Below are 20890 nucleotides of genomic sequence, written 5' to 3'. Positions count from 1 at the left end.
AACAAAGAGAGGGGCTATGCATCGGCATAGTCCCTCTCTTTATGTGGATGGAGACGGCGGATCGGCTCGCGGCGCGGGCGGTTCTTCTGCACCGGTCAAAGGTTCAGCTGCGCTACAAAGTGCTGCAGGTGCCCTCGCGTCCCCCCCTTGTGAAAGGGGGGACAGGGGGGATTTTGGCGCCCCGAAGCTACTCGTGCCCGCCACAGCTGGCGCAGCCGCCGGAGCAGTCATCCTTGGGGATCATCCTCTCGGAGGCGAACGCGGTGATGTCGTTGGAGAAGTGGACGTAGAAGTCCTCGGCACCGGCCAGCGGAATCCAATAGGCGTCCAGGACGGCGGAGCAGAAGTCGTACCAGGCGGTGTCACGCACCCCGATCTTGTCGCGCAGGGCGACGTTGGCGCGGCAACCGGCGTGATGCTTCTTCTCGCCCAGATCGACACACCTGAGGCCGGTCGGGTAGCCGACGGTCTGCGCCGCGCGGTTCACAGCCAGGATGGTTCTGTCCTTGTGGATCAGCATGACGGGCGCGGGATAGTTTTCCCAAAAAAGGTGAAAGTTACGGAGGATCTCTTCGCTCACTTCGATTTGGCTCATTGCTGCTCCTTTGTTTCCTTGTCTGGCCGTCGGATCACGACCGCGGGTTGCCGGTGGTTGGTTGGTAGCGACAAGGTAACCCGAAGTTGTAAAAAAAGTATGTGACCTATGTAAAAAAAACGTAAAAAACGCGAGAGTCGCCCTGTTCCCTGCTACTATGCCGCCAAGGAATAAACGGAGGCGGGGTGTGAACGAGAGCAAAATCATTTTCCTGGTCGACGATGACGTCAAGCTGAGGCGCCTGGTGGCCAAGTTCCTCGGGGACCAGGGCTTTGTTACCAGGGAATTCCCGGACGGAACTGAGGTCGCGCAGGCCTTGCGCGAACAGGAGCCGGCGGTGATCATCCTCGATATCATGCTGCCGGGGGAAAGCGGCCTGGAGATCCTGAAACGGGTCCGGCAGCAGAGCGCGGTGCCGGTGATCATGCTGACGGCCAAGGGGGACGACGAGGACCGCATCTCGGGGCTCGAACTGGGCGCCGACGACTACCTTCCCAAACCGTTCAACCCGCGCGAGCTGGTGGCCCGCATCAACGCGGTGCTCAGGCGCAGCCAGGCCCCGCGCGCCGACGCCACGGACCGCATCGAGGCGGGCGGCTTCGTACTGCTGCGCAAGCGGCGCAGCGTTTCCCGCGACGGTCAGGAGGTGGAACTCTCCGCCACCGAGCACCGTCTCCTCGAGGCCCTGATGAGCCTTCCCGGCACGGTGCTCAGCCGCGAGATGCTTTTGAACTACGCCCGCGGCAAGGATTTCGGCCCCTTCGACCGCAGTATCGACGTCCATATCAGCAAGCTGCGCACCAAGACCGAGCAGCTCTCCGGCGGCAAGCGCTGCATCAAGACGGTGTGGGGCTCCGGCTACATGTTCGAGGTGGATGAGCCGTGATCAGGAGCCTCTACCTCAAGATCCTGCTGCACTGGTGCCTGGCCCTCGCGGTCACCGAGGCGCTCATCTTCGTCCTCTTCCTGTTCGTGGTCGGGGAAAGCCACCGGCAGTACGTGGCGAAGTCGGTGGCCCAGAGCAGCCACGTCGCCGCCGATTTCCTGGCAGCGTCGGTGCAGGCTTCCCTCACGACGGGCTCCGGCGAGGATGCCGCGCTGCGCGACGCGGTGGCAAGGCTTGCGGCGAGCAGCAACGCCAAGGTCTGGGTCACCGGCGCCGCAGGCGAAATCCTCGCCGCCTCCTTTCCCGGGGGACGCGCCCCGGAGATCGAGCGGATCCCCAAAAGGACCGGGATGCACGATGGCGTGAGCGTGACCATCGACCCGCGCGGTGGCTTCCCCTGGTACGCGGCGCTGCCGGTGTCCATCGGGCCGGAGCACCGCCCCCTGCTGCTGCACCTGCTGTCACAGCGCCACGGCGGGACCTTCCCGATCGGGGGCTTTGCCGGCGGGCTGGCCCTGATAGGCGCCCTGGTGGCGCTGCTGGCGGTACCGCTCACCCTGCGCATCACCCGCCCCCTGAAACGCCTGGAGGAATCAGCCCTGCGTATCGCGGCCGGCGATCTGTCGGCGCGGGCGGAACTCTCGGAGCGCGACGAGATCGGGCGCCTGGCGCGCGCCTTCAACCATATGGCGGAAACGGCGGAGCGGATGGTGCGCGGCGGCCGCGAACTCACCGCCAACGTCTCTCACGAATTGCGCAGCCCCCTGGCGCGCATCAGAGTGGCCGGTGAGTGCCTGGACGGCGCCCTGGCGCGCGGCGACCGTGAAGACGCCAAGGAGATGCTGGAGGCGATCTGGGAGGACATCGAGGAGGCGGACCGCTTGGTGGGTGACATTCTGCGTTACGCGCGGCTCGATCTGCAGGCCCCCCTGCAGACCGGGGAGCGGGTCGATGTCGCGGACGTGATCTCAGCTCTGGCGAGAACGGTGGGGCCCCTGGCGAAGAGCCGGGGTATCTCGATCCGGCTGGCTCTAGCCGCTGCCGAGCCGGTTGCCGGCAACGAGGAGCTGTTGCGCATCGCCTTCAAGAACCTCTTGGAGAACGCCGTGCTGCACGGGGAGCCTGGCGCCGAGGTCCTGGTGGAGCTGGACCGGCGCGAGGACGACATAGAGCTCAGGGTCACTAACGACCACGAGTCGCTCGACGAGCGGGAGCTCGCCGACATCTTCGCGCCTTTTTACCGCGGCAAACGCGCAGCGGCGGAGGGGAGCGGCCTGGGGCTCGCCATCGCCCGCAAGATCGTCGCGCTGCACCAGGGGCGCATCGAGGCCCGCAACGTCCCCGGCGCTTTCCAGGTTCGCGTCACCCTGCCCCGTTGATCGGGTCCCCCCTCCCCTTGCGGGAGGGGGAGTGAGCACCTGTAGGGGCGAATAATCATTCGCCCGTTCTACTTCTCCCATCTCTTTCCCACCCGAAAACCACAATAAACGATCCGGCCCTAAGTTTGAGGACACATCGACCGATGAGAAGAATGTGACAGCTGCGGCGAAAGAACACTGGCAACAGGCTTTGTCCCTTAATTGCATTGCATCTACAGTGTGAACGCTTCCTCGCGACGCCGCCACAAGTCATAATGCGTAGTTAGCACAACGTAGTTGCAATAACTTAATGATTATTGTTTTTTCTTTGCCTGTTGTTGTCGTAAATGCCCAATTGATAAACGTATTAATCGTTGACAATAATAATAAAATATTAAATGATCCATTACCCGTCAGCGCGTTACTCGGGAATCTTTGAGTAACTGCCGCGCCTTCTTCCACAGGCTCGTTGTCCCAACCAGCGGCACAGGTGTTGAAGAAGCAGAAATGCTGGAGGAAGACGATGAGAAGATACCGTTCCAGGCCGAGGCTGGCCCTGGCCGGCGCACTGCTGCTGTCGCTGCTGTGCGCGACGGCGGCGCTCGCCCAGGAAGGCGCTGAGCAGCCGGCGCCGTCCGACCTCGAGTCGATGGACCTGGAGCAGCTCACCAACCTCAAGGTGGAGAAGGTGTACGGGGTCTCCAAGTTCGAGCAGGTGGTGACCGAGGCGCCCGCGTCGGTGACCGTGGTCACCTCGGAGGAGATCAGGCGTTACGGCTGGCGCACCTTGGCCGACGTCCTCAACGCGACCCGCGGCTTCTTCACCACCTACGATCGAAACTACAGCTACATAGGGACCCGCGGCTTCAACCGCCCCGGCGACTACAACACCCGGCTGCTGCTCCTGGTGGACGGGCACCGCATCAACGACGCCATCTACGAGTCGGCCTCCATCGGCACCGAATTCATCCTCGACATGGCGCTCATCGACCGGATCGAGGTCATCCGCGGGCCCAGTTCCTCGCTCTACGGCGCCGGCGCCTTCTTCGGCGTCATCAACGTCATCAGCAAGACCGCCAAGCAGCTGGAAGGAGTCGAGGTCGGCGGGGGCTGGGGCAGCCAGCAGACCGGCTCCGGTCGCATCACCTACGGCAAGTTCTTCAACGGCGGCGAGATCGTCCTTTCCGGTTCCGGCTACTCCAGCCGGGGCAACGACCGCCTTTTCTTTCCCGCGTTCAACGATCCTGCCACCAACAACGGCATCGCCGGCAATATGGACCGGGACCGCAACTACTCGCTGTTCCTCTCCGGGCACCTGCAGGACCTCACCCTGACCGGCGCCCTGGTTTCGCGTGACAAGAGGATCCCCACCGCCTCCTTCGGCACCCTCTTCAACGACCCGCGCACCAAGTCCAACGACCGCAGGAGCTTTCTCGACCTCCGCTACGACAAGGCGATCGCCGGCACCGGCGTTACCGCCCGGCTCTTCTACGACGAGTTCCGCTTCACCGGGAATTTCGCCTACGAGAAGACCGGCGACGATCCTCCCTTTTACCCCGCGACCTACGTGAACCGCGACGACCACCTGGCGCGCTGGTGGGGCACCGAAGTGCAGGCGAGCCGCCAGCTCCTGCCGCGCCTGCAACTGACCGGGGGGGTGATGTTCCGTGACGACTTCCAGATGGACATCCCCAACTACGACGCGGTGCCGGGGGGGCGCGCGCTGGACAACAGGCACGGCGACGTCTTCTACGCCCTGTTCGGCCAGGCCGAGTTGCGCATCCTGGACACGCTGATCCTGAACGCGGGGATCCGCTACGATCACTACGAGACCTTCGGCGGGGCCACCAGCCCGCGCCTGGCGCTCATCTACACCCCGGTCGAGGGGAGCGTGTTCAAGCTGGTCTACGGCCAGGCCTTCCGGGCGCCCAACGCCTACGAGCTCTACTACAACGACGTGTTCAACGGCTACGCCACCAGACCGGCGCTCCAACCGGAAACGGTGCGCAGCTACGAGGCGATCTACGAGCAGTACTACGGCGACGTGGTGCGCACCAGCGCGAGCCTGTTCTACAACAAGATCGACAACCTGATCAGCTATCAGGACGTGTCGCCGACCCAGGTGGCCTTCGCCAACGTGGAGCGGGTCAAGGCCGTGGGGGGCGAGTTCGAGATCGAGGGACAGTGGAACAGCGGCTACGCGGCGCGCGGCAGCTACGGCTTCGTCTCCGCCCGGGACCAGCAGACCGATCAGGGGCTCGATTACTCCCCGCGCCACCTGGTGAAGCTGAACCTGACCGCCCCCCTGTACCTCAAGAAGGTCTTCGCGGGCATCGAGCTGCAGGGGGTGAGCCGGCGCGAATTCACCCACAACGGCGCCCAGGTCGCCTCCCCGGGATACCTGGTCAGCAACGCCACCCTCTCGTCGACGGGGTTGTTGCCGGGGCTGGAGGCATCCTTCTCGATTTACAACCTCCTGGACCGGCGCCTCGAGGACCCGGCCACTACCGATCACGTGCAGAGCCTGATCCCCCAGGACGGCAGGACCTATCGGCTCCTGTTCAGCTACCGGTTCTAGGAAGAGGGTGCCGATGCCAGTAATGCCACGCATATGGAGGCGCTGTCCCGGGCTTTTGCTCCCGGTCCTCCTCTGCCTGCTTCTCGCCACCCCGGGGCGCCTGGGCGCGGAAGCGCCGCAGGAATACCAGGTGAAGGGGGCCATGGTGTTCAACATGGCCAAGTACATCGAGTGGCCCGCCGACGCCTTCTCCGGGAGCGGAGCGCCGCTCATGGTCTGCAGCCTCGGGCGCGGCCCCTTCACGGCGGCGCTGGAGCAGTACCGGGGCAAGACGGTGCTGGGACATCCCCTGCATGTCAAGCGGGTGCAGCCGGGCGAGGAACTGGGGGAGTGTCACCTGTTGGTGGTGAGCGGGGTGGAGAAGCGCTATCTGGCCGGCATATTGGACCAGGCGCGCAGGAGGTCGCTGTTGACGGTGAGCGATCAACCCGACTTCGCGAGGCTCGGGGGGATCATCGGCCTCGTGGAGATCGAGGGGAGGGTGCGCTTTGAGATCAACGTCAGGGCGGCGCAGCAGTCCCGCTTCAAGATCAGTTCGCAGCTTTTGAAGCTGGCCAGAATCGTACGCGAGGGTGATTGACATGAGGCAACGGGGCAAAAAGTTCATCAGGAATCTGCCGTTGCAGCGCAAACTGATGCTGATCATCATGAGCTGCTGCACGGCCACCCTTTTCGTTTCCTCCATCTTTTTCGTGACCCGCGAGGCCAAGGTCCTGTACCGGGACCAGCAGGAGTACCTGGTCTCCCTCGCCGATCTCATAGGCAAAAACAGCGCCACGGCGCTGGTCTTCAACGACCCGAAGTCGGTGCAGGAGACCATCCGGCCCCTCACCCAGAAAAGCAACATCCTTGCGGTCTACATCCTTAACCAGGAAGGGCGCCTGCTCGTGCGCTACCACGCCGCCCAAGCGGAGCACGCAGCGCTGCCGCTGGAATACCTCCCCGGCTGGGCCTCGGCGGACGACGTGGCGCGGGCGATGCAGCAGGTGACCGGGGAGGCCTACACGAGCTCCTTTCTGTCCGGCTACGCCAGCGTGGTGCAGCCGATCCGGCTGGACGGCGAGCAGGTCGGCACGGTGGTCATTCAGGCCAACGCCAGGGGATTCCTGCACAGCCTGCGTTGGACCATTCTGGTGGCGCTGGGGTTCATGGCGGTCACCTTCCTGGTCTTCTGCATGTTCTCCGCCCGGCTGCAGCTGTTGATCTCGGCGCCGCTTTTGGGGCTGCTCTCCGCCATGAAGGAGATCTCCGCCGGCAAGAACTTCGCCCTGCGCGTCACCAAGCCCTGCGACGACGAGATCGGCCTTTTGTACGACGGCTTCAACAACATGCTCCAGGAGATCGAGGAGCGGGACCAGATCCTGACGCAGCGCCAAGCGCACCTGCAGCAGCTCGCCCACTACGACCCGCTGACCCGGCTCCCCAACCGGACCCTGTTCTATGACCGGCTGGCCCAGGCCCTCTTCCACGCCGAACGTTCCCGTGAGTCGGTCGCGGTCATCTTCATCGACCTGGACCACTTCAAGGACATCAACGACACCCTGGGGCACCGCACCGGCGACCTGCTGCTCATCGAGGTGGCGGGCCGGCTGGCCACGGTGGTGCGCAGCTGCGACACGGTGGCGCGCCTGGGCGGGGACGAGTTCACCATCTTCTGCCAGAACGTCTGCAGCCCCGAGAACGCGGCGGTGGTGGCCCAGAAGCTGGTGGCCCTGTTCGCCACTCCCTTCCGGCTGGGCGCCAGCGAGATCCGTGTCACCGCCAGCGTCGGGGTGACCCTCTACCCGCACGACGGCAGGAGCGTGGACGAGCTGCTCATGAACGCGGACATCGCCATGTACCACGCCAAGGGGTGCGGCAAGAACGTGTACGCGCTCTTCGACAAGAAGATGAACGAGCACGCCAGCGAACGGGTCACCCTGCTGGCCGACCTGCGCCAGGCGGTGGAGCTGGGGCAGTTCGTGCTGCACTACCAGCCCAAGGTGGACCTCTTGACCGGCAAGGTCACCAGCGTCGAGGCGCTGGTGCGCTGGATGCACCCGCAGCTGGGCATGCTGGCGCCGGACAAGTTCATCCGCCTCGCCGAAGAGGGGGGGATGATCGCGGAGCTGACCGACTGGGTCATGCGCACCGCGTGCCTGCAGGCGGTGGCGTGGCAGGAGGCGAACCTGGCGCCGGTCCGGGTGGCGGTGAACCTCTCCCCCTTCCATTTCCAGCGCCAGGACGTGAAGCAGTCGATCTGCGCGGTCCTGGGCGCCACCGGGCTCGACCCGTCCCTTTTGGAGATAGAGATCACCGAGAGCGCCCTGATGCAAAACGACGAGTACACCTGCCGGGTGCTGAGCGAGTTGCGCGACATGGGGATCACCATCTCCGTCGACGATTTCGGCACCGGGTACTCGTCGCTTTCCTACCTGCACCGTTTCCCCATCAACACCCTGAAGATCGACCGGACCTTCATCCTGAACATGATGAAGAGCTCCGAGGATCAAGCCATCGTGACCGCCATCATCGCCATGGCCAAGAGCCTCAAGATGCAGATCGTGGCCGAGGGAGTGGAGTCGGTGGAGCAACTGGAGACGCTGAAGGACCAGGGATGCCACGAGATCCAGGGGTTCCTGGTGTCGCGGCCGGTGAACGCGGAACGCGTCGCCCGCTTCTTCACCGACGAGGATCACCTGCAGTTGCACACCGCTGGCGCGGAGGTCCTGGAGGGTGGGATCGCGCGGCACCTGGTAAACGGCGGCGAGGCCTAGCGCGCCAGCCGAGGAGGTAACATGAACGAACTTGCCATAAAACTGAAGACCGGGGACGAGATCAAGGGGGTCCTGACCCGTTCCTTCAAGTATCAGGATACCGACGTCGAGGTGCTTACCGAGGGGAGCAACGAGACGCTGACCTTTTCCCTGGACGAGATCTGCTACATCCGCTTCCTGAGCCCGCCGGCCGGCATCGGGCGCGCCGGCAACGAGACCCTGGAGGAGGTGCAGACCATCGCCGGTGAGACCTTCCGGGTCAACGTGCCCACCAACGGCAAGTTCCTGAAAGGGTTCCTGGGGCTGTTGCCGGGGGAGGGGGACAGCTGCCAGACCCTGTTCTTTACCGATTCGGGGGTGCGCTACCGACAGGACGCCCGCTACACCGGCCAGATCCTCCAGGACCAGGGCTATGTCTCCACCGAAAAGCTGGAGGCGGCGCTGAAGCAGCAGGAGCAGGCGCAGCGGGGAGGGGAGGACGCGGCCATTTTGCTGGCTGACGCGGTGGACGAGGGAGAAATGCACGAACAGGCACAAAGGCACGAGATGCACCACACCCGGGTAGGCGACATCCTGGTCGAGTCGGGGCTGGTCACCAGGGAGCAGGTCGAGGCGGCCTTCAAGAGCCAGAAGGGGAAGAAGCTGCAGGTGGGGGAGCTCCTGATCATGAAGGGGCTCATCACCGAGGAGCAGCTCCTGTCGGCGCTCGCCACCAAGTTCCGGCTCCGCTTCGTGAACCTGGAGGCGGTGATTCCCACCGACGCCGCCCTGGCCGCCATCTCCGAGGGGCTCGCCACCAGGCTCAAGGTCTTCCCGATCTCGCTGGAGGGGAGAAAGCTGGTGGTCGCCACCTGCGCCCCCACCGACCTCACCATCGGGGACAACCTGAGGTTCTCCACCAATTTCGCCCCCGAGCTGGTGGTCGCCTCGTCGCGCCAGATCTCCGTCGCCATCGACAAGTACTATAGGAACCGCATCGAGACGGTGGACACCCTGCTGAACTCGATGAAAGGGGAGGCGGAGACGGTGACCATCGAGGAGGAGGCGGACGACACGCGCCTGCTCTTCGAGCCCGACTCGAAGATCATCTCCCTGGTGAACCGGATCCTGATCGACGCCTACCGGCGCGGCGCCTCCGACATCCATTTCGAGCCCGGCACCGGCAGTGAGCCGCTCAACATCCGCTACCGGATCGACGGCGAGTGCATCCATGCCCACAAGGTCGCCGCCTCCTACAAGGGTGCCATCACGGTACGCATCAAGATCATGGCCGACCTGAACATAGCGGAAAGGCGACGCCCGCAAAGCGGCAAGATCCTGCTCCGCTACCGGCAGCAGATGCTCGAGTACCGCGTCGAGATCACCCCGCTGGTCGGGGGGCGCGAAGGCGCGGTACTGCGGCTTTTAGCCGCGTCCAAGCCGCTCCCCCTCCCGGGGCTGGGGTTCTTGCCGCACAACCTGGTGCGTTTCGTGGACATCCTGGAGAAGCCGCACGGCATCATCCTCTGCGTCGGCCCTACCGGCTCCGGCAAGACCACCACGTTGCATTCGGCGCTGGGGCACATCAACACCCAGGAGCGCAAGATCTGGACCGCGGAGGATCCCGTCGAGATCACCCAGGTGGGCCTGTGCCAGGTGCAGGTAAATGCGAAGATCGGCTTCACCTTCGCCGAGGCGCTGCGCTCCTTTTTGCGCGCCGACCCGGACGTGATCATGATCGGCGAGATGCGCGACGCCGAGACCTCCAAGATCGCCATCGAGGCCTCGCTCACCGGGCACCTGGTCTTTTCCACCCTGCACACCAACTCCGCGCCAGAGGCGGCGGTGCGCCTGATCGAGATGGGGATGGACCCCTTCAACTTCTCGGACGCCCTTTTGGGCATCGTGGCGCAGCGCCTGGCCAAAAAGCTCTGCCCGGCCTGCAAGAAGCCGGCGCGCGACCAGCGCCAGCGCTACGACGATGTGGTGGCATCCCTGAAGCAGGTTTACGGCGAGCGGGAGGGGGTGGTGCCCGACGTCAAGGAAGCCAACTTCATGAAGGCGGTCGGGTGCGAGGAGTGCGGCGGCACCGGCTACAAGGGGCGCATCGCCCTGCACGAGCTCATGGTGGGGACCGACAGGGTCAAGACCGCCATCAGGCGCGGCGTGGGGATGGACGAGCTGCGCTCCATCGCCATGGATGAGGGGATGTGGACGCTGAAGATGGACGGCCTCTTGAAGGTGATGCAGGGTGAGACCGACCTGGAGCAGATCCTGAAGGTCTGCATGTAGCCGGGTCAGCTGGGGGAGCTGAGCGAGCGCAGGTAGTGGACCAGCGGCCAGCGATGGCGGGGAGGGACGACCCGTTCCAAGACCGGCTCGTGGCCGACTCCGGTCAGCATGGCGCGCAGCAGTTGCCCGTCGCGGTAGGCAGCGATTCTGCGAAGGCGCAGGTCGGCCGGTCTGGGGACGTAGCTGTTGCCGACGGGGCCGTCGCCGGCCCCGGTAACGCCGTGGCAGAACGCGCAGTAGTAGCCGTAGTAGGCCGCGCCTTGAGCCAAGGTTGCCGGGGTGGCCGGGACCGGGTTGGCGAGTGCGGCGGCATCGGCCGCCCCGGGAGCGCGGCTGGTCGCGGGGGCGACCGCCACCGTCCCCGGTGCCGGCGTCGGGAGCACCATTTGGAACTCCCTCACGTGGTGCTGCACCGTCATGCGCGGCCCCCGGACCAGGATGTACCCGAATAGCACCGCCCCGAGCAGTGGGGGCGCCAGCACCATCAAGACCGCCAGCTTTTTCATCTATTCCCCCCCTCTTTCCCGCTCGGCACCGGCGGTAGCGGCACCGCCTCCGGCAGCGGCCGGATCTGCCGCTGCGCCTTTCCTTGCGGCTCTTCGCTCGAGTAGATCGACTCCGCCGGCGCGTCCGGGAGCTGTCCGAAGTCCCAGCGCCGGGGCGCGTCCTGGACCAGCAGGTACACCAGCGAACCGAACCCCATGATGGCGCCGCTGAAGGCGATCAGAATCACCCACTCCCAGGGGGAACGCAGTTCCTGTTGCTCGTCGTAGTCCGGCTTTTGTTCCATGGTCGCCTCACCAGTTGGGGGGTATGGCGTGGTTTTGCGTGACCGCGAAGAGGGTGAACGCGATGCAGACCCCGAAGAGGAGGATGATCACCCAGGGCATGAAGCTGCGCAGCCAGCGCAGGAAGCTCGCCGGTCCGCGCACCTTGATGGTTTCACTCTGCTTTTCGACACCGCGCGGCAGCCAGAGCGCCTGGTAGGTGAGCGCCGTGAGCAGCACCAGCGCCGCCCCGACGCAGAGCGCGATCACCAGCCACTGGTTCTGCAGCACGTACAGGTAGAGCATCAGCATGCCGTCCCCCTAACCACAATCTTCCCCCTCCCTAGCTCTCCCCCTCCGGGGGAGGGGACGATGGACCTGCACCATGATCCACCAGCTGCGCTTCGGAAGTCCCCAACTCTGCTGTCACTGCATTGCGCTTGGCCCCTTCCCCCGGAGGGGGGAGGTCGGGAGGGGGGCTCTTTCGTCTTCGCTCAGGTTGCTGGCGCTATTACCATCCTCCGGGATGCCGCTATCCAGCGCCAGGTAGCGCGCCCTTTCCTGGTCCGCGAACTGTCCCGACCGTACCCCCCACAGGAAGAACACGATCAGCATCCCGCACATCAAGAGCGGAAAGCACATCCAGATGAACAAGAAAGCAGGTGTATCCAACGCGCTGTTCATGTCTCTCCTCCAGTTACCCCTTCCTCATCTGCTCCTTCCCCAGGAGGGGGGAGCTGGGAAGGGGGGGGATTTCTGCGAGCTGCCGGCTTTCCCCAAAAGGGGACAGGCACCTTGCGGAGCCAGTCCCCCTCCCCTCAGTCCCCTCGCCCTCCGGGAGAGGGGCAGGGGTGAGGGCTGGTACACGTGGGGGAGCTACGGCGACTGGTTCACCGCCGGCGGCTGGTACCGGTTCTGCCACTCCGGCTCGTAGGAGGCATCGATGCCGCGCGGGTCGGTGTTGGCGTCGGTATATCCCACGAAGGAGACCGCCAGGTAGTTGGACAGGTCCCAGATCTTCTCGCTCTCCAGGTGCTTCTTGAAATAAGGCATGGCGGTGCCGGTGATGCCGTTCATGATCTGGTAGTAGAAGATCCCGCCGATGTACCTGTTCTCCACCAGGTGGCGCCTGAGGATGGTGAAGTTCAGCGGGGGCGGCCCCAGGAAGGGCTGCGCCGGGCCGTTGCCGTCGCCGATCGGGCTGTGGCAGTTGATGCAGAGCTGCTGGTAGATCCTCTTGCCGCGCTGCAGCGCCGCCTCGGTGGCCGGGTAGGGGTTGGGCATCCGGCGCCACACCTCGGGGACCTGGGCGTGCAGCCACTCGATGTTGCGATCCACCCCGCCCGCGTAAGCGGCCTGCGCCTGGCGCTTCCATTCGCGCTGGCGCTTTTGCCGCACGTCCGCGTCCTTCCCCCCGAGCGCCTGCACGTACGCCGCCAGCGCCGTGATCTCGTGCTTGGTCAGGAAGTCCCAGGCCGGCATCAGCGAGACGGGGGTGGTGTAGCGCGGGTTGTTGAAGTGGGCGATGTTCCAGTCGTCGCTGTGCTCACCCCCTTCCTGGGAGAGGTCCGGGCCGGTCCGCTCGCTGCCGAGGATGGCGGGTTCGATTCCGGCATAGTCCCCCGCCTTGGCAATCCTCTCCGCCCCGATGTCCCAGTCGTTGACCCGGATGAAGAGCGAGTGGCAGTAGCTGCAGCCGTTTTTCACGTAGAGCCGGTGTCCTTCCCGCTCCAGGGGGGAAAGCGGTCGCCAGATATCGGAAGGGGTGTCTTTCATGGTCAGCGAGGGAAGCCCGACGATGATAAAGGTGGAGGCCCAGAAGACCAGCAGCGCGCCGACGATGAGGAAGGCCGGTGTCATCTTCATGCCGCCTCCTCCCCGCGCAGCAAGGGCTGCTCATGCCGCGCCGGGCGCAGGGTCAGGTACAGGTTGGCGAGACCCACCAGCGACGCGGTCAGGATGAAGACGCCCAGTGCCGCCCGCATCACCATGAAGGGAGACAGCTGCGGCAGGACCCGCAGCACCGTTTCGCCGTTATGCCACGCTGTCCCCTGCACCAGGCCGGCCATGGTCAGGACGACAAAGAATCCGGTCAGCCCGAAGGTGATCAGGCCGAACTGCAGGTTGATCAGCTTGTTGGAATAGACCGGCCGTCCGCTCACCAGCGGCAGCACGTGCCACATGGCGCCCAGGGCGATGTAGCCGCCGAAGCCGAGCATGGCGATGTGGGCGTGGCCGACGGTCCAGTTGTTGAAATGGGTGACCCGCTGCAGGAAGGGGAGCGACTGCAAGGGCCCCTGGATGCAGGTGATGATGTACCAGACGATTCCCCCCATCACCAGCCGCGCCGGCGGGTCGTTCCAGATCCTTCCGCCGAAGCCGCGCGCCGTCAGCCAGAGGTTGATCACCACGATGGAGACCGGGAGCACCATGGAGATCGAGTCGACCACGGAGACCGTCTTCAGCCAGTTGGGGATGGGGGACTGCAGCACGTGGTGGCCGCCGATGTGGCTGTAGAGCGCGATCAGGAACCAGAAGCCCAGAAGCGACAGCGTGTGCGAGTTGAGCGGGGTGCGGGTGACCCGGGGGATGACGAAGTAGGCGGCCCCGGTGGCGAGCGGCGTGATCAAAAGTCCCGGCAGGTTGTGCCCCCAGAACCAGAGGAAGAGGGAATCGATCAGTCCCGGCATGGCGCCAGTGGCGGGGTGCCACATCACGTTGCCGAGCGGATAGTTGCTGGCGGTCCAGAGGAAGGTGGCCATGAAATACCAGATGGAGACGTAGAGCTGCGGTTCGCGGCGGTTCACGATGGTCATGATCGTGTTGACGATGAGGCAGGCGACGGCGATGACCAGCGACACGTCGGCGAGCCAGACGTACTCGTTGTACTCGCGTCCCTGGGTGTACCCGAAGGCGAAGCCGAGCGGGCCGCTCAGCACGGTGAGGTTCCAGAACAGGAAGGCGACCCAGGCCAGCGGCTCGGACCAGAGCCTGGTCTTGAGCAGGGCCGGGAGGTAGTAGAGGCCGATGCCGACCAGCATGGTGCCGGTGAAGCCGTAGAGCATGGTGTTCACGTGCACCGGGCGCTCCCGCCCGAACACCAGGGCGGCCACGTGGGGCAGGAACTCCGGCGCCACCAGATGGATGGCCGAGAACATGCCGTAGACGGCACCCACCACGAACCAGACCGCGCCCGCGACCATGAAGGCGAGCGCCGCGCTTTGCGGTTTGTGGAAGAAGAAACCGAACGATCCCGCCGTAATCATCAGCTCGACCCAGGTGGGGAGGTAGCGCCCAAAGTTGTGGGGGAGAAAATCGTGGGCCTGCGAGGTGTAGATGATCATCAAGCGCTCGTACCACATGCCGACGTTGACCAAGAGCGAGATGACGAAGAGCGGCAGGTAGTGCGTGCGCAGGCGCTTAAAGAGGAAGAGCCAGGGGACCAGCACGTTGCAGATCACACAGAGCCAGTACATCCAGGCCACCGGCCCGAATACGCGCCACTTGTGGTTTTGCCACTCGACGGGGTCGCCCGAATACCAGGCGATGAAGGCCTCCACGCCATAGGCGTAGCCGACGATGGTGGCGGTGAGGATGATGGTTTTGGCCAGCATCTCGAAGTGGTGCATCTCGACCAGGCGCTCCAGGTGCAGCAGCTTGCGCATCGGGATCAGCAGGGTGAGCACCATGGCGAGCCCGGAGTGGATGGCGCCGGCCACGAAGTAGGGGGGGAAGATGGCGCTGTGCCACCCCGGCAGGAGGCTCATGGCGAAGTCCCACGAGACCACCGAATGCACCGAGACGACGAGCGGCGTGGCCAGGGCGGCGAAGAAAAGATAGGAGCGGCCGTAGTGGTGCCACTGGCTCCCCGAGCCGGACCATCCCAAGGAGAGGGCGCGGTAGATGCGGCTTTTCAGGTGCATCGGCCCCAGCTGCCCGCGGTAGCGGTCCCGGGCCGCCGCAAGGTCGGGGATCATGCCGATGTACCAGAAGATGAGGCTCACTGTCAGGTAGGTGGAAACGGCGAGGACGTCCCAGACCAGCGGGCTCACGAAGTTGGGCCAGAGCTGGCGCTGTGAGGGGTAGGGGACGATGTAGTAGGCGGCCCAGAGCCGCCCCAGGTGGATGAGCGGGAACAGGCCGGCCGTCAGGACCGCGAAGATGGTCATCGCCTCGGCCGAGCGCGACACCGCGTCGCGCCACTTGGCGCGCAAGAGGTAGAGGATGGCGGAGATGAGGGTCCCGGAGTGCGCGATACCGACCCAGAAGACGAAGTTGGTGATGTAGACCGCCCAGCCGACGGGTCGGTTGAGGCCGGTGACGCCCATGCCGGCCTGGGTCTGGTACATGAGGCAGAGCGCCCCGAGACCGGCCAGCCCCGCCAGGGACACCACGGCCAGGTAAAATGTAAAAGGGGGATTTAGGGGGATTTGCTTTTGTGGGAAAGGCAAATCCCCTCTGTCTCCCCTTTCGCAAAGGGGAGGACGCGAGGCGATGTGCTGCGCTTCGAAATTTCAGTTCCATTGCGTCGTAATTGCAGGAAGAAGTGTGGCAAAGGTGGAGCGGCAGATGCAAATATCAAGGGGGACCGTCCAACAAGCGGTCCCTTTTCTTTCTCCCCTTCCTGCGGACCAATGAGGGCCGAGGCTTTAGGCTCTCATTGAAAAGCTACGAATCTGCGCTAGCCTCAACAGGTGTGGTCACAAAGGAGGCGCAGATGAAGATTTCGACGGAGCAGTTCCGGGTTAAGCCCAAGGAAGAGTACCTGGACCTGCTGAACGAACAGATCGAACGGCTCAGTAAGCTGCAAGGGCTTCTTTATGCCAACAACAGCTGGTCGATCTTGCTCATCTTTCAGGCCATGGACGCAGCCGGCAAGGACAGCATGATCAAGCACGTCCTTTCGGGGATCAACCCGCAGGGGTGCGAGGTGTACTCGTTCAAGCACCCGAGCCCGGAAGAACTGGATCACGACTTTCTCTGGCGCAGCATGCGCCGCCTGCCGGAACGGGGGCGCATCGGCATCTTCAACCGCTCCTACTACGAGGAGGTGCTCATCGTCCGGGTGCACCCGGAGATCCTGGCGGCGGAGAATCTCCCGGACAAGTTGGCCAGCCACAAGAACATCTGGCGCGACCGCTTACGCTCCATGAACGACCTGGAAGGGCACCTGACCCGCAACGGCACCTGCATCCTCAAGTTCTTCCTGCACATCTCCAAGGAGGAACAGCGCAAGCGATTCCTGGAGCGGATCGATAACCTGGAAAAGAATTGGAAATTCAATCGTGACGACATCGTAGAGCGCAAGCTCTGGAAACAGTACATGCACGCCTACGAGGAATGCCTGGGCGCCACCAGCAGCAAGGACGCCCCGTGGTACGTGGTGCCTGCGGACGACAAGAAGAACGCGAGGCTGATCGTGGCCCAGGTGGTGGTGAACCTGCTTGAAGAACTGAAGATGAGCTACCCGGAAACCTCGGAGGAAAAGCGCAGGGAACTCCTTGCTATCAGGGACGAGTTGGTGAAATAGGGGAGTTACGGACAAACAAAAAGGCGGCTTGCGCCGCCTCAATTGAAGTTCTTGCTAGATACGTCATCGTGTAATGCTCCGTCCTGCCAGAAGGCCTGCAACCAGCATAACCACGGCGACCACCAAGAACAGATAGAAGAGAAGTTTGGCGATACCGGCTGCCGCTGTTGCAATACCACCGAACCCGAACACGGCAGCAATTACGGCGATAATGAAGAATATGATGGCCCAACGTAACATGATCTTTCACCTCCCCACACCCTCATTAACTTCCTTAAACAAAGTGTATCATGGGAAAGGTGCAGATTTACATCTTGTATTTTTTTAATTTCTTAGCTTCGCGTCCCCCCGCTTCTCATCAACGCTCCAGGTTCTCGATGCACTGCTCCAGGTCGATCCCCGGCCCCAATACCCCAGCGAACAGGTCGCCCAGGTGCTCAAGCCGTCCCGGCATGGTGGTGATGGTGAACTGGCTCGGGTCGAGGCCCGGTTTCACCTCCTCCCATTTGAGCGGCGCCGACACGGTTGCTCCAGGCCTGGGGCGGATGCTGTAGGGGGCAGCCAGCGTTTGCCCCGGCTTGTTTTGCAGGAAATCCAGATAGACCTTTTTCTGGCGCAGCTTGGGGCTGCGCAGGATGCTGGTGAACTCGGGGACCTTGTGGTGTACCAGGGTGGCGATGACTTGGGCGAAATTGCCCGCCGCGTCGTAGTCGTACTTGGCGCCCAGCGGGACATAGATGTGGATCCCGGTGGAGCCGGAGGTCTTGGGAAAACTGACCGCGCCGGCACGGTCCAGCACCTCCCGGACCGCCAGCGCCGTCTCGATCACCTTGGCGAACGGGATATCCTCCGGGTCGAGGTCGATCACGAAGTAGTCCGGGTTGTCGAGGTTCTGCAGGCGTGACAGCCACGGGTTGATCTCGATGCAGCCGAGGTTGGCCATGTAGATCAGGGTCGCCTCGTCCTGGCACACGAAGAACTTGATGTTCTTGTCCACGTGCTTGGAGTAGATCTCCCGGGTGGTGATCCAGGACGGCGGCAGTTCGCCCGCCTCTTTCTGGAAAAAGCCAGGTTCGTTAATCCCGTTGGGAGTGCGGTACAGGGACTCCGGGCGATCGGCCAGGTGGGGGAGCATGGCGTGGGCGACCGTGCGGTAGTAGTTGATGACGTCCCCCTTGGTGTACCCCTGCACCGGCCAGAACACCTTGTCCAGGTTGGAAAGTTCGAGCCGGTGGCCGTTCAGGATCAGCACTTCCTCCTGTCCTTTCTTGCCGTTCGTCCCTTTCTGGCGCACGGCCGGGCGCGGGCGGGGTGAGGATTCGGGCTCCGTCGCGGGCTCGGGGAGCGGCGGAGGAGCGGAACCGATCATTTCGCGCACCACCCTGTTCGGGTCCTTGTCCTCCCTGAGTCCCAAGTAGATGGGCTGGCGCATCACGTTTTCGTCGGTCCATTCGGAAAACTCCACCTCGCAGACCAGTTCCGGCCTCACCCACGTGATCGGCATGTCCGATTTCACCGGCTGCTGGAAGGGTGACTTCTCCTGTAACAGCGGCTGCAGCAGGTCGTACATCTCCTTGAGCCCCGCATCGTCGAAGCCCCCTCCGGCAAAGCCGATGCAGACCAGCCGGTCGTCCTCGTAGACCCCGAGCACCAGCGCGCCGAGACCCTTTCGGCTGCGGCGCGGCTGGGTGAAGCCGCAGATGACCGCCTCCTGCTGAAACCGTACCTTAATTTTCAGCCAGTCCTTGCTTCTCTTGCCCGCCTGGTACAGGCTCACGGCGCGTTTGGCCAGGATGCCCTCAAGGTTGTTCTGGCGCGCCAGTTCGAAGAAGTCTTTGCCGGACTCCATGATGTGGTCGCTGTAGCGGATGTCGGGCAGGTCGGGAAGCAGGGCGCGCAGTCGCTCCTTGCGGGCCAAAAGCGGCCGGTTGCGCAGGTCCTCGCCGTTGAGGTAGAGGAGGTCGAAGATGAAGTAGGCGATGTTGCCGCGGCCGGTGCGCTGGTAGTTTTGCAGCAGTTGGAAATAGGACCGGCCGGTTTCGTCCACAACCACCACCTCGCCGTCGAAGACGGCTTCGACGCCAAGCGAGGCCAGGGCAGCGACCACGGTGGGGAACTTCTTGCTGAAGGAGAGGTTGTTGCGCGAGTAGAGCGCGACGTCCTCTCTGGCGACCTCGGCGATGGTGCGGTAGCCGTCCAGCTTAATTTCGAAAAGCCAGTCCGGGTCGTCGAAGGCCTCGGCGGCGGAGGTTGCCAGCATCGGCGGGACTCGGCGCGGCATGGGTGAGCTGGGGGGCACCGTGGACCCGGGAGAGTTTGTAGAGCTGGTGGAGTGGGCGGAACTTTTTGAAGCAGTGGACTGGGTGGGGGGGGCGGGTTGCTCCTCCCACCGGAGGGGGGAGGCCGGGTGGGGGGAAGCCTGCTGCGCCTGGATAGCCTTGCGCTGCGGCATCCTGCCGGCCCGGACATCCTCTATGGTGGCGTTGCTCACCACGGAACGCTCCTGGAGGGTCACATCCTCGCTGCCGGCAAACTGGTCCTTCTTCTTGATCAGCAGCCACGAATTCCCCTTGTCGCCTTTGATGCGCACTAGGGCAAACTCGCCGTTGAGCTTCTCGCCATGCAGGATGAACTTCAGATCCCCCTTTTGCAGCCCCTCGCGCAAAAGCTTGAGACTCTGGTCGGGTTCCTCGCTACCGGCGGCATGGAAGGTACCGGCATCCCAAATGATCACTTCGCCGGCGCCGTAATTCCCCTTCGGGATCACTCCCTCGAAATCTCCGTATTCATAAGGGTGGTCCTCTACCATCATGGCCAGCCGCTTCACTGCTGGATCGAGCGACGGCCCCGTGGGTATCGCCCAACTCTTCAGTACCCCGTCCATCTCAAGCCGAAAATCGTAATGCAGATGTGAGGCGGCGTGCTTGTGGACCACGAAACGCAGCGACTTCACGGACCTGCCACCTTTCCCCGGCGGCTCCGGCGTCCTGCTCAGGTCCCTCTTGCGCTGATACTCTTCCAACCCCATGAAGAACACCTCCTTTGGCTGCACATGAGTACATGAGTCTATCACAGCGGTGGGACACCGGGAGATTGACAAAAGAAGACCGGCGGCTAGATTATTAGGCGTTGCCAATTTTGGCCTATCCAGCCCGACCGGGCACTAGAAAGGAGAAGAAGCATGAAGGTCCAGGACATTAAGGAAATAGCCCAGAGGATGGACATCTCCTGCGGCAAGCTGAAAAAAGGCGAACTGATTCGCCTGATCCAAAGCAAAGAAGGGAATATCGCGTGTTTCGATTCGGGGCAGTCATCACAGTGCGGCCAAGGTGGCTGCCTGTGGGCGGAGGACTGCAGCTAACGACCAGCCGGAGAGGAGGCGCTACATGGACTTCGACTACACTAAGTACATCTACCTGCCCGACTGCAAGGACGGCTGTGGCGCTATAACGGATTGGTTGAGCAGCAGGGAGATGGCACGCGAGGCGGGGGAGAACCACCACAAGTCGACGGGCCATGACTGGGGCCTGATCGAGAAGATGCGGGAGGAGTAAGGTCGTCATGTTATCGGCGCGTCATGCTGACTGAAGGAGGGGAGAAGGTTTACCCGTGGCCATGCGCCGCGTGCGAACAAATACCTAAGCTTATCTGGAGGAACGCATGAACAGAGACGACATTCTCGACCACTTGGAAAAACTGATCCAGCTCGACGTGGATGCTACTCACGCCTATGACCAGGCCATCAAAAACGTGAACGAGGTGGTCATCAAGGACAAGCTGATCCAATTCCAGGCGGACCACCGCAAGCACATCGATCTCCTCTCCGCGAAGATGCTGGAGCTGGGCGGGACCCCCCCGGAGCTGACCTCGGACTTCAAGGGGTTCCTGATCTCCGGCTTCACGGCCCTGCGCAGCCTGACCGGCTCTAAAGGCGCGCTGGAGGCGATGGAAAGCAACGAGCGCCTCACCACCAGCCGCTACGAGGCGGCATCCCAGCTCGACTTCCCCGTGGACATCTCGGCGATCGTGCGCGCCAACTTCGCGGATGAACAACGTCACCTCTCCTTCATCCGCGAGGCGATCCCCACCCTACGCAAGTAGAGGAAGGCTATGGGCAATTGACAGTGGACAATTGACAACGAAAACCAC

At 63.5% G+C, this 20890-nt stretch carries 19 protein-coding genes; 10 read left to right on the top strand and 9 right to left on the bottom strand.

Translation table 11 applies throughout. The features are described 5' to 3' along the window. Positions 1-187 precede the first annotated feature (187 nt). Positions 188-595, bottom strand: coding sequence for a hypothetical protein (locus JFN90_RS00375; protein ID WP_199393122.1), 408 nt, complete (start codon positions 593-595; stop codon positions 188-190). A 187-nt stretch (positions 596-782) separates the two neighbouring features. Between JFN90_RS00375 and JFN90_RS00370 the strand changes: the two genes are divergently transcribed. From JFN90_RS00370 to JFN90_RS00345, 6 genes are all read left to right on the top strand, one after another. Beyond that, entirely contained in the window at positions 783-1481 is a 699-nt protein-coding gene (locus JFN90_RS00370; protein ID WP_199393121.1) for a response regulator, read from the top strand. Next, positions 1478-2860 (top strand): sensor histidine kinase, encoded by a 1383-nt coding sequence (locus JFN90_RS00365; protein WP_199393120.1) that lies wholly within the window; start codon positions 1478-1480, stop codon positions 2858-2860. The genes JFN90_RS00370 and JFN90_RS00365 overlap by 4 nt, the downstream gene beginning before the upstream one ends. A 502-nt stretch (positions 2861-3362) precedes the next feature. Continuing rightward, positions 3363-5417: a TonB-dependent receptor plug domain-containing protein gene (locus JFN90_RS00360; protein ID WP_199393119.1), complete on the top strand. Its 2055-nt coding sequence runs from the start codon at positions 3363-3365 to the stop codon at positions 5415-5417. A 13-nt stretch (positions 5418-5430) separates the two neighbouring features. Then, positions 5431-5997 (top strand): YfiR family protein, encoded by a 567-nt coding sequence (locus JFN90_RS00355; protein ID WP_236018784.1) that lies wholly within the window; start codon positions 5431-5433, stop codon positions 5995-5997. A 1-nt stretch (position 5998) separates the two neighbouring features. Then, the gene (locus JFN90_RS00350; protein WP_199393118.1) at positions 5999-8173 is read left to right on the top strand and encodes a putative bifunctional diguanylate cyclase/phosphodiesterase; all 2175 of its coding nucleotides are present in this window, start codon (positions 5999-6001) and stop codon (positions 8171-8173) included. A gap of 21 nt (positions 8174-8194) precedes the next feature. Beyond that, a complete protein-coding gene (locus JFN90_RS00345; protein ID WP_199393117.1) occupies positions 8195-10444 on the top strand; it encodes a GspE/PulE family protein in 2250 nt (749 codons plus the stop codon). Between the two features lie 5 nt (positions 10445-10449). On the opposite strand, the gene JFN90_RS00340 is transcribed toward JFN90_RS00345, so the two are convergent. From JFN90_RS00340 to JFN90_RS00315, 6 genes are all read right to left on the bottom strand, one after another. Then, positions 10450-10950 carry a c-type cytochrome gene (locus tag JFN90_RS00340; protein WP_199393116.1) on the bottom strand — a complete coding sequence of 167 codons (501 nt, stop codon included), beginning with the start codon at positions 10948-10950 and terminating at the stop codon, positions 10450-10452. After that, complete coding sequence (locus JFN90_RS00335; RefSeq protein ID WP_199393115.1) at positions 10947-11234, bottom strand: hypothetical protein; 288 nt, start codon at positions 11232-11234, stop codon at positions 10947-10949. Before JFN90_RS00335 ends, JFN90_RS00340 begins: the two co-directional genes overlap by 4 nt. A gap of 7 nt (positions 11235-11241) precedes the next feature. After that, positions 11242-11523 (bottom strand): hypothetical protein, encoded by a 282-nt coding sequence (locus JFN90_RS00330; protein ID WP_236018782.1) that lies wholly within the window; start codon positions 11521-11523, stop codon positions 11242-11244. Positions 11524-11637: 114 nt separating this feature from the next. Continuing rightward, positions 11638-11895, bottom strand: coding sequence for a cbb3-type cytochrome oxidase assembly protein CcoS (ccoS, locus tag JFN90_RS00325; protein WP_199393114.1), 258 nt, complete (start codon positions 11893-11895; stop codon positions 11638-11640). A gap of 192 nt (positions 11896-12087) precedes the next feature. Further along, positions 12088-13077: a cbb3-type cytochrome c oxidase subunit II gene (locus tag JFN90_RS00320; protein WP_199393113.1), complete on the bottom strand. Its 990-nt coding sequence runs from the start codon at positions 13075-13077 to the stop codon at positions 12088-12090. After that, positions 13074-15662, bottom strand: coding sequence for a cbb3-type cytochrome c oxidase subunit I (locus JFN90_RS00315; RefSeq protein WP_199393112.1), 2589 nt, complete (start codon positions 15660-15662; stop codon positions 13074-13076). Before JFN90_RS00315 ends, JFN90_RS00320 begins: the two co-directional genes overlap by 4 nt. Positions 15663-15928: 266 nt before the next feature. Between JFN90_RS00315 and JFN90_RS00310 the strand changes: the two genes are divergently transcribed. Next, a complete protein-coding gene (locus JFN90_RS00310) occupies positions 15929-16741 on the top strand; it encodes an ADP-polyphosphate phosphotransferase (RefSeq protein ID WP_199393111.1) in 813 nt (270 codons plus the stop codon). 63 nt (positions 16742-16804) lie between these two features. Here the strand turns inward: JFN90_RS00310 and JFN90_RS00305 are convergent, their stop codons facing one another. Both JFN90_RS00305 and ligD read right to left on the bottom strand, forming a co-directional pair. Next, complete coding sequence (locus JFN90_RS00305) at positions 16805-16981, bottom strand: DUF1328 family protein (protein WP_183344353.1); 177 nt, start codon at positions 16979-16981, stop codon at positions 16805-16807. Positions 16982-17099: 118 nt separating this feature from the next. Continuing rightward, the gene (gene ligD / locus JFN90_RS00300; RefSeq protein ID WP_199393110.1) at positions 17100-19769 is read right to left on the bottom strand and encodes a DNA ligase D; all 2670 of its coding nucleotides are present in this window, start codon (positions 19767-19769) and stop codon (positions 17100-17102) included. A 153-nt stretch (positions 19770-19922) separates the two neighbouring features. Between ligD and JFN90_RS00295 the strand changes: the two genes are divergently transcribed. The 3 genes from JFN90_RS00295 (at position 19923) to JFN90_RS00285 (ending at position 20842) form a co-directional block, all read left to right on the top strand. Further along, positions 19923-20102 carry a YlxR family protein gene (locus tag JFN90_RS00295; RefSeq protein WP_199393109.1) on the top strand — a complete coding sequence of 60 codons (180 nt, stop codon included), beginning with the start codon at positions 19923-19925 and terminating at the stop codon, positions 20100-20102. Between the two features lie 25 nt (positions 20103-20127). Beyond that, entirely contained in the window at positions 20128-20295 is a 168-nt protein-coding gene (locus JFN90_RS00290; RefSeq protein ID WP_199393108.1) for a hypothetical protein, read from the top strand. Between the two features lie 106 nt (positions 20296-20401). Beyond that, positions 20402-20842 carry a ferritin-like domain-containing protein gene (locus JFN90_RS00285; protein ID WP_199393107.1) on the top strand — a complete coding sequence of 147 codons (441 nt, stop codon included), beginning with the start codon at positions 20402-20404 and terminating at the stop codon, positions 20840-20842. Positions 20843-20890: the final 48 nt, after the last annotated feature.

This window comes from Geomonas propionica (assembly GCF_016458235.1).
Lineage (GTDB): Bacteria > Desulfobacterota > Desulfuromonadia > Geobacterales > Geobacteraceae > Geomonas > Geomonas propionica.
The sequence above is the reverse complement of the archived record's forward strand: the minus strand, read 5'-3'. Positions and strand labels throughout refer to the sequence as shown.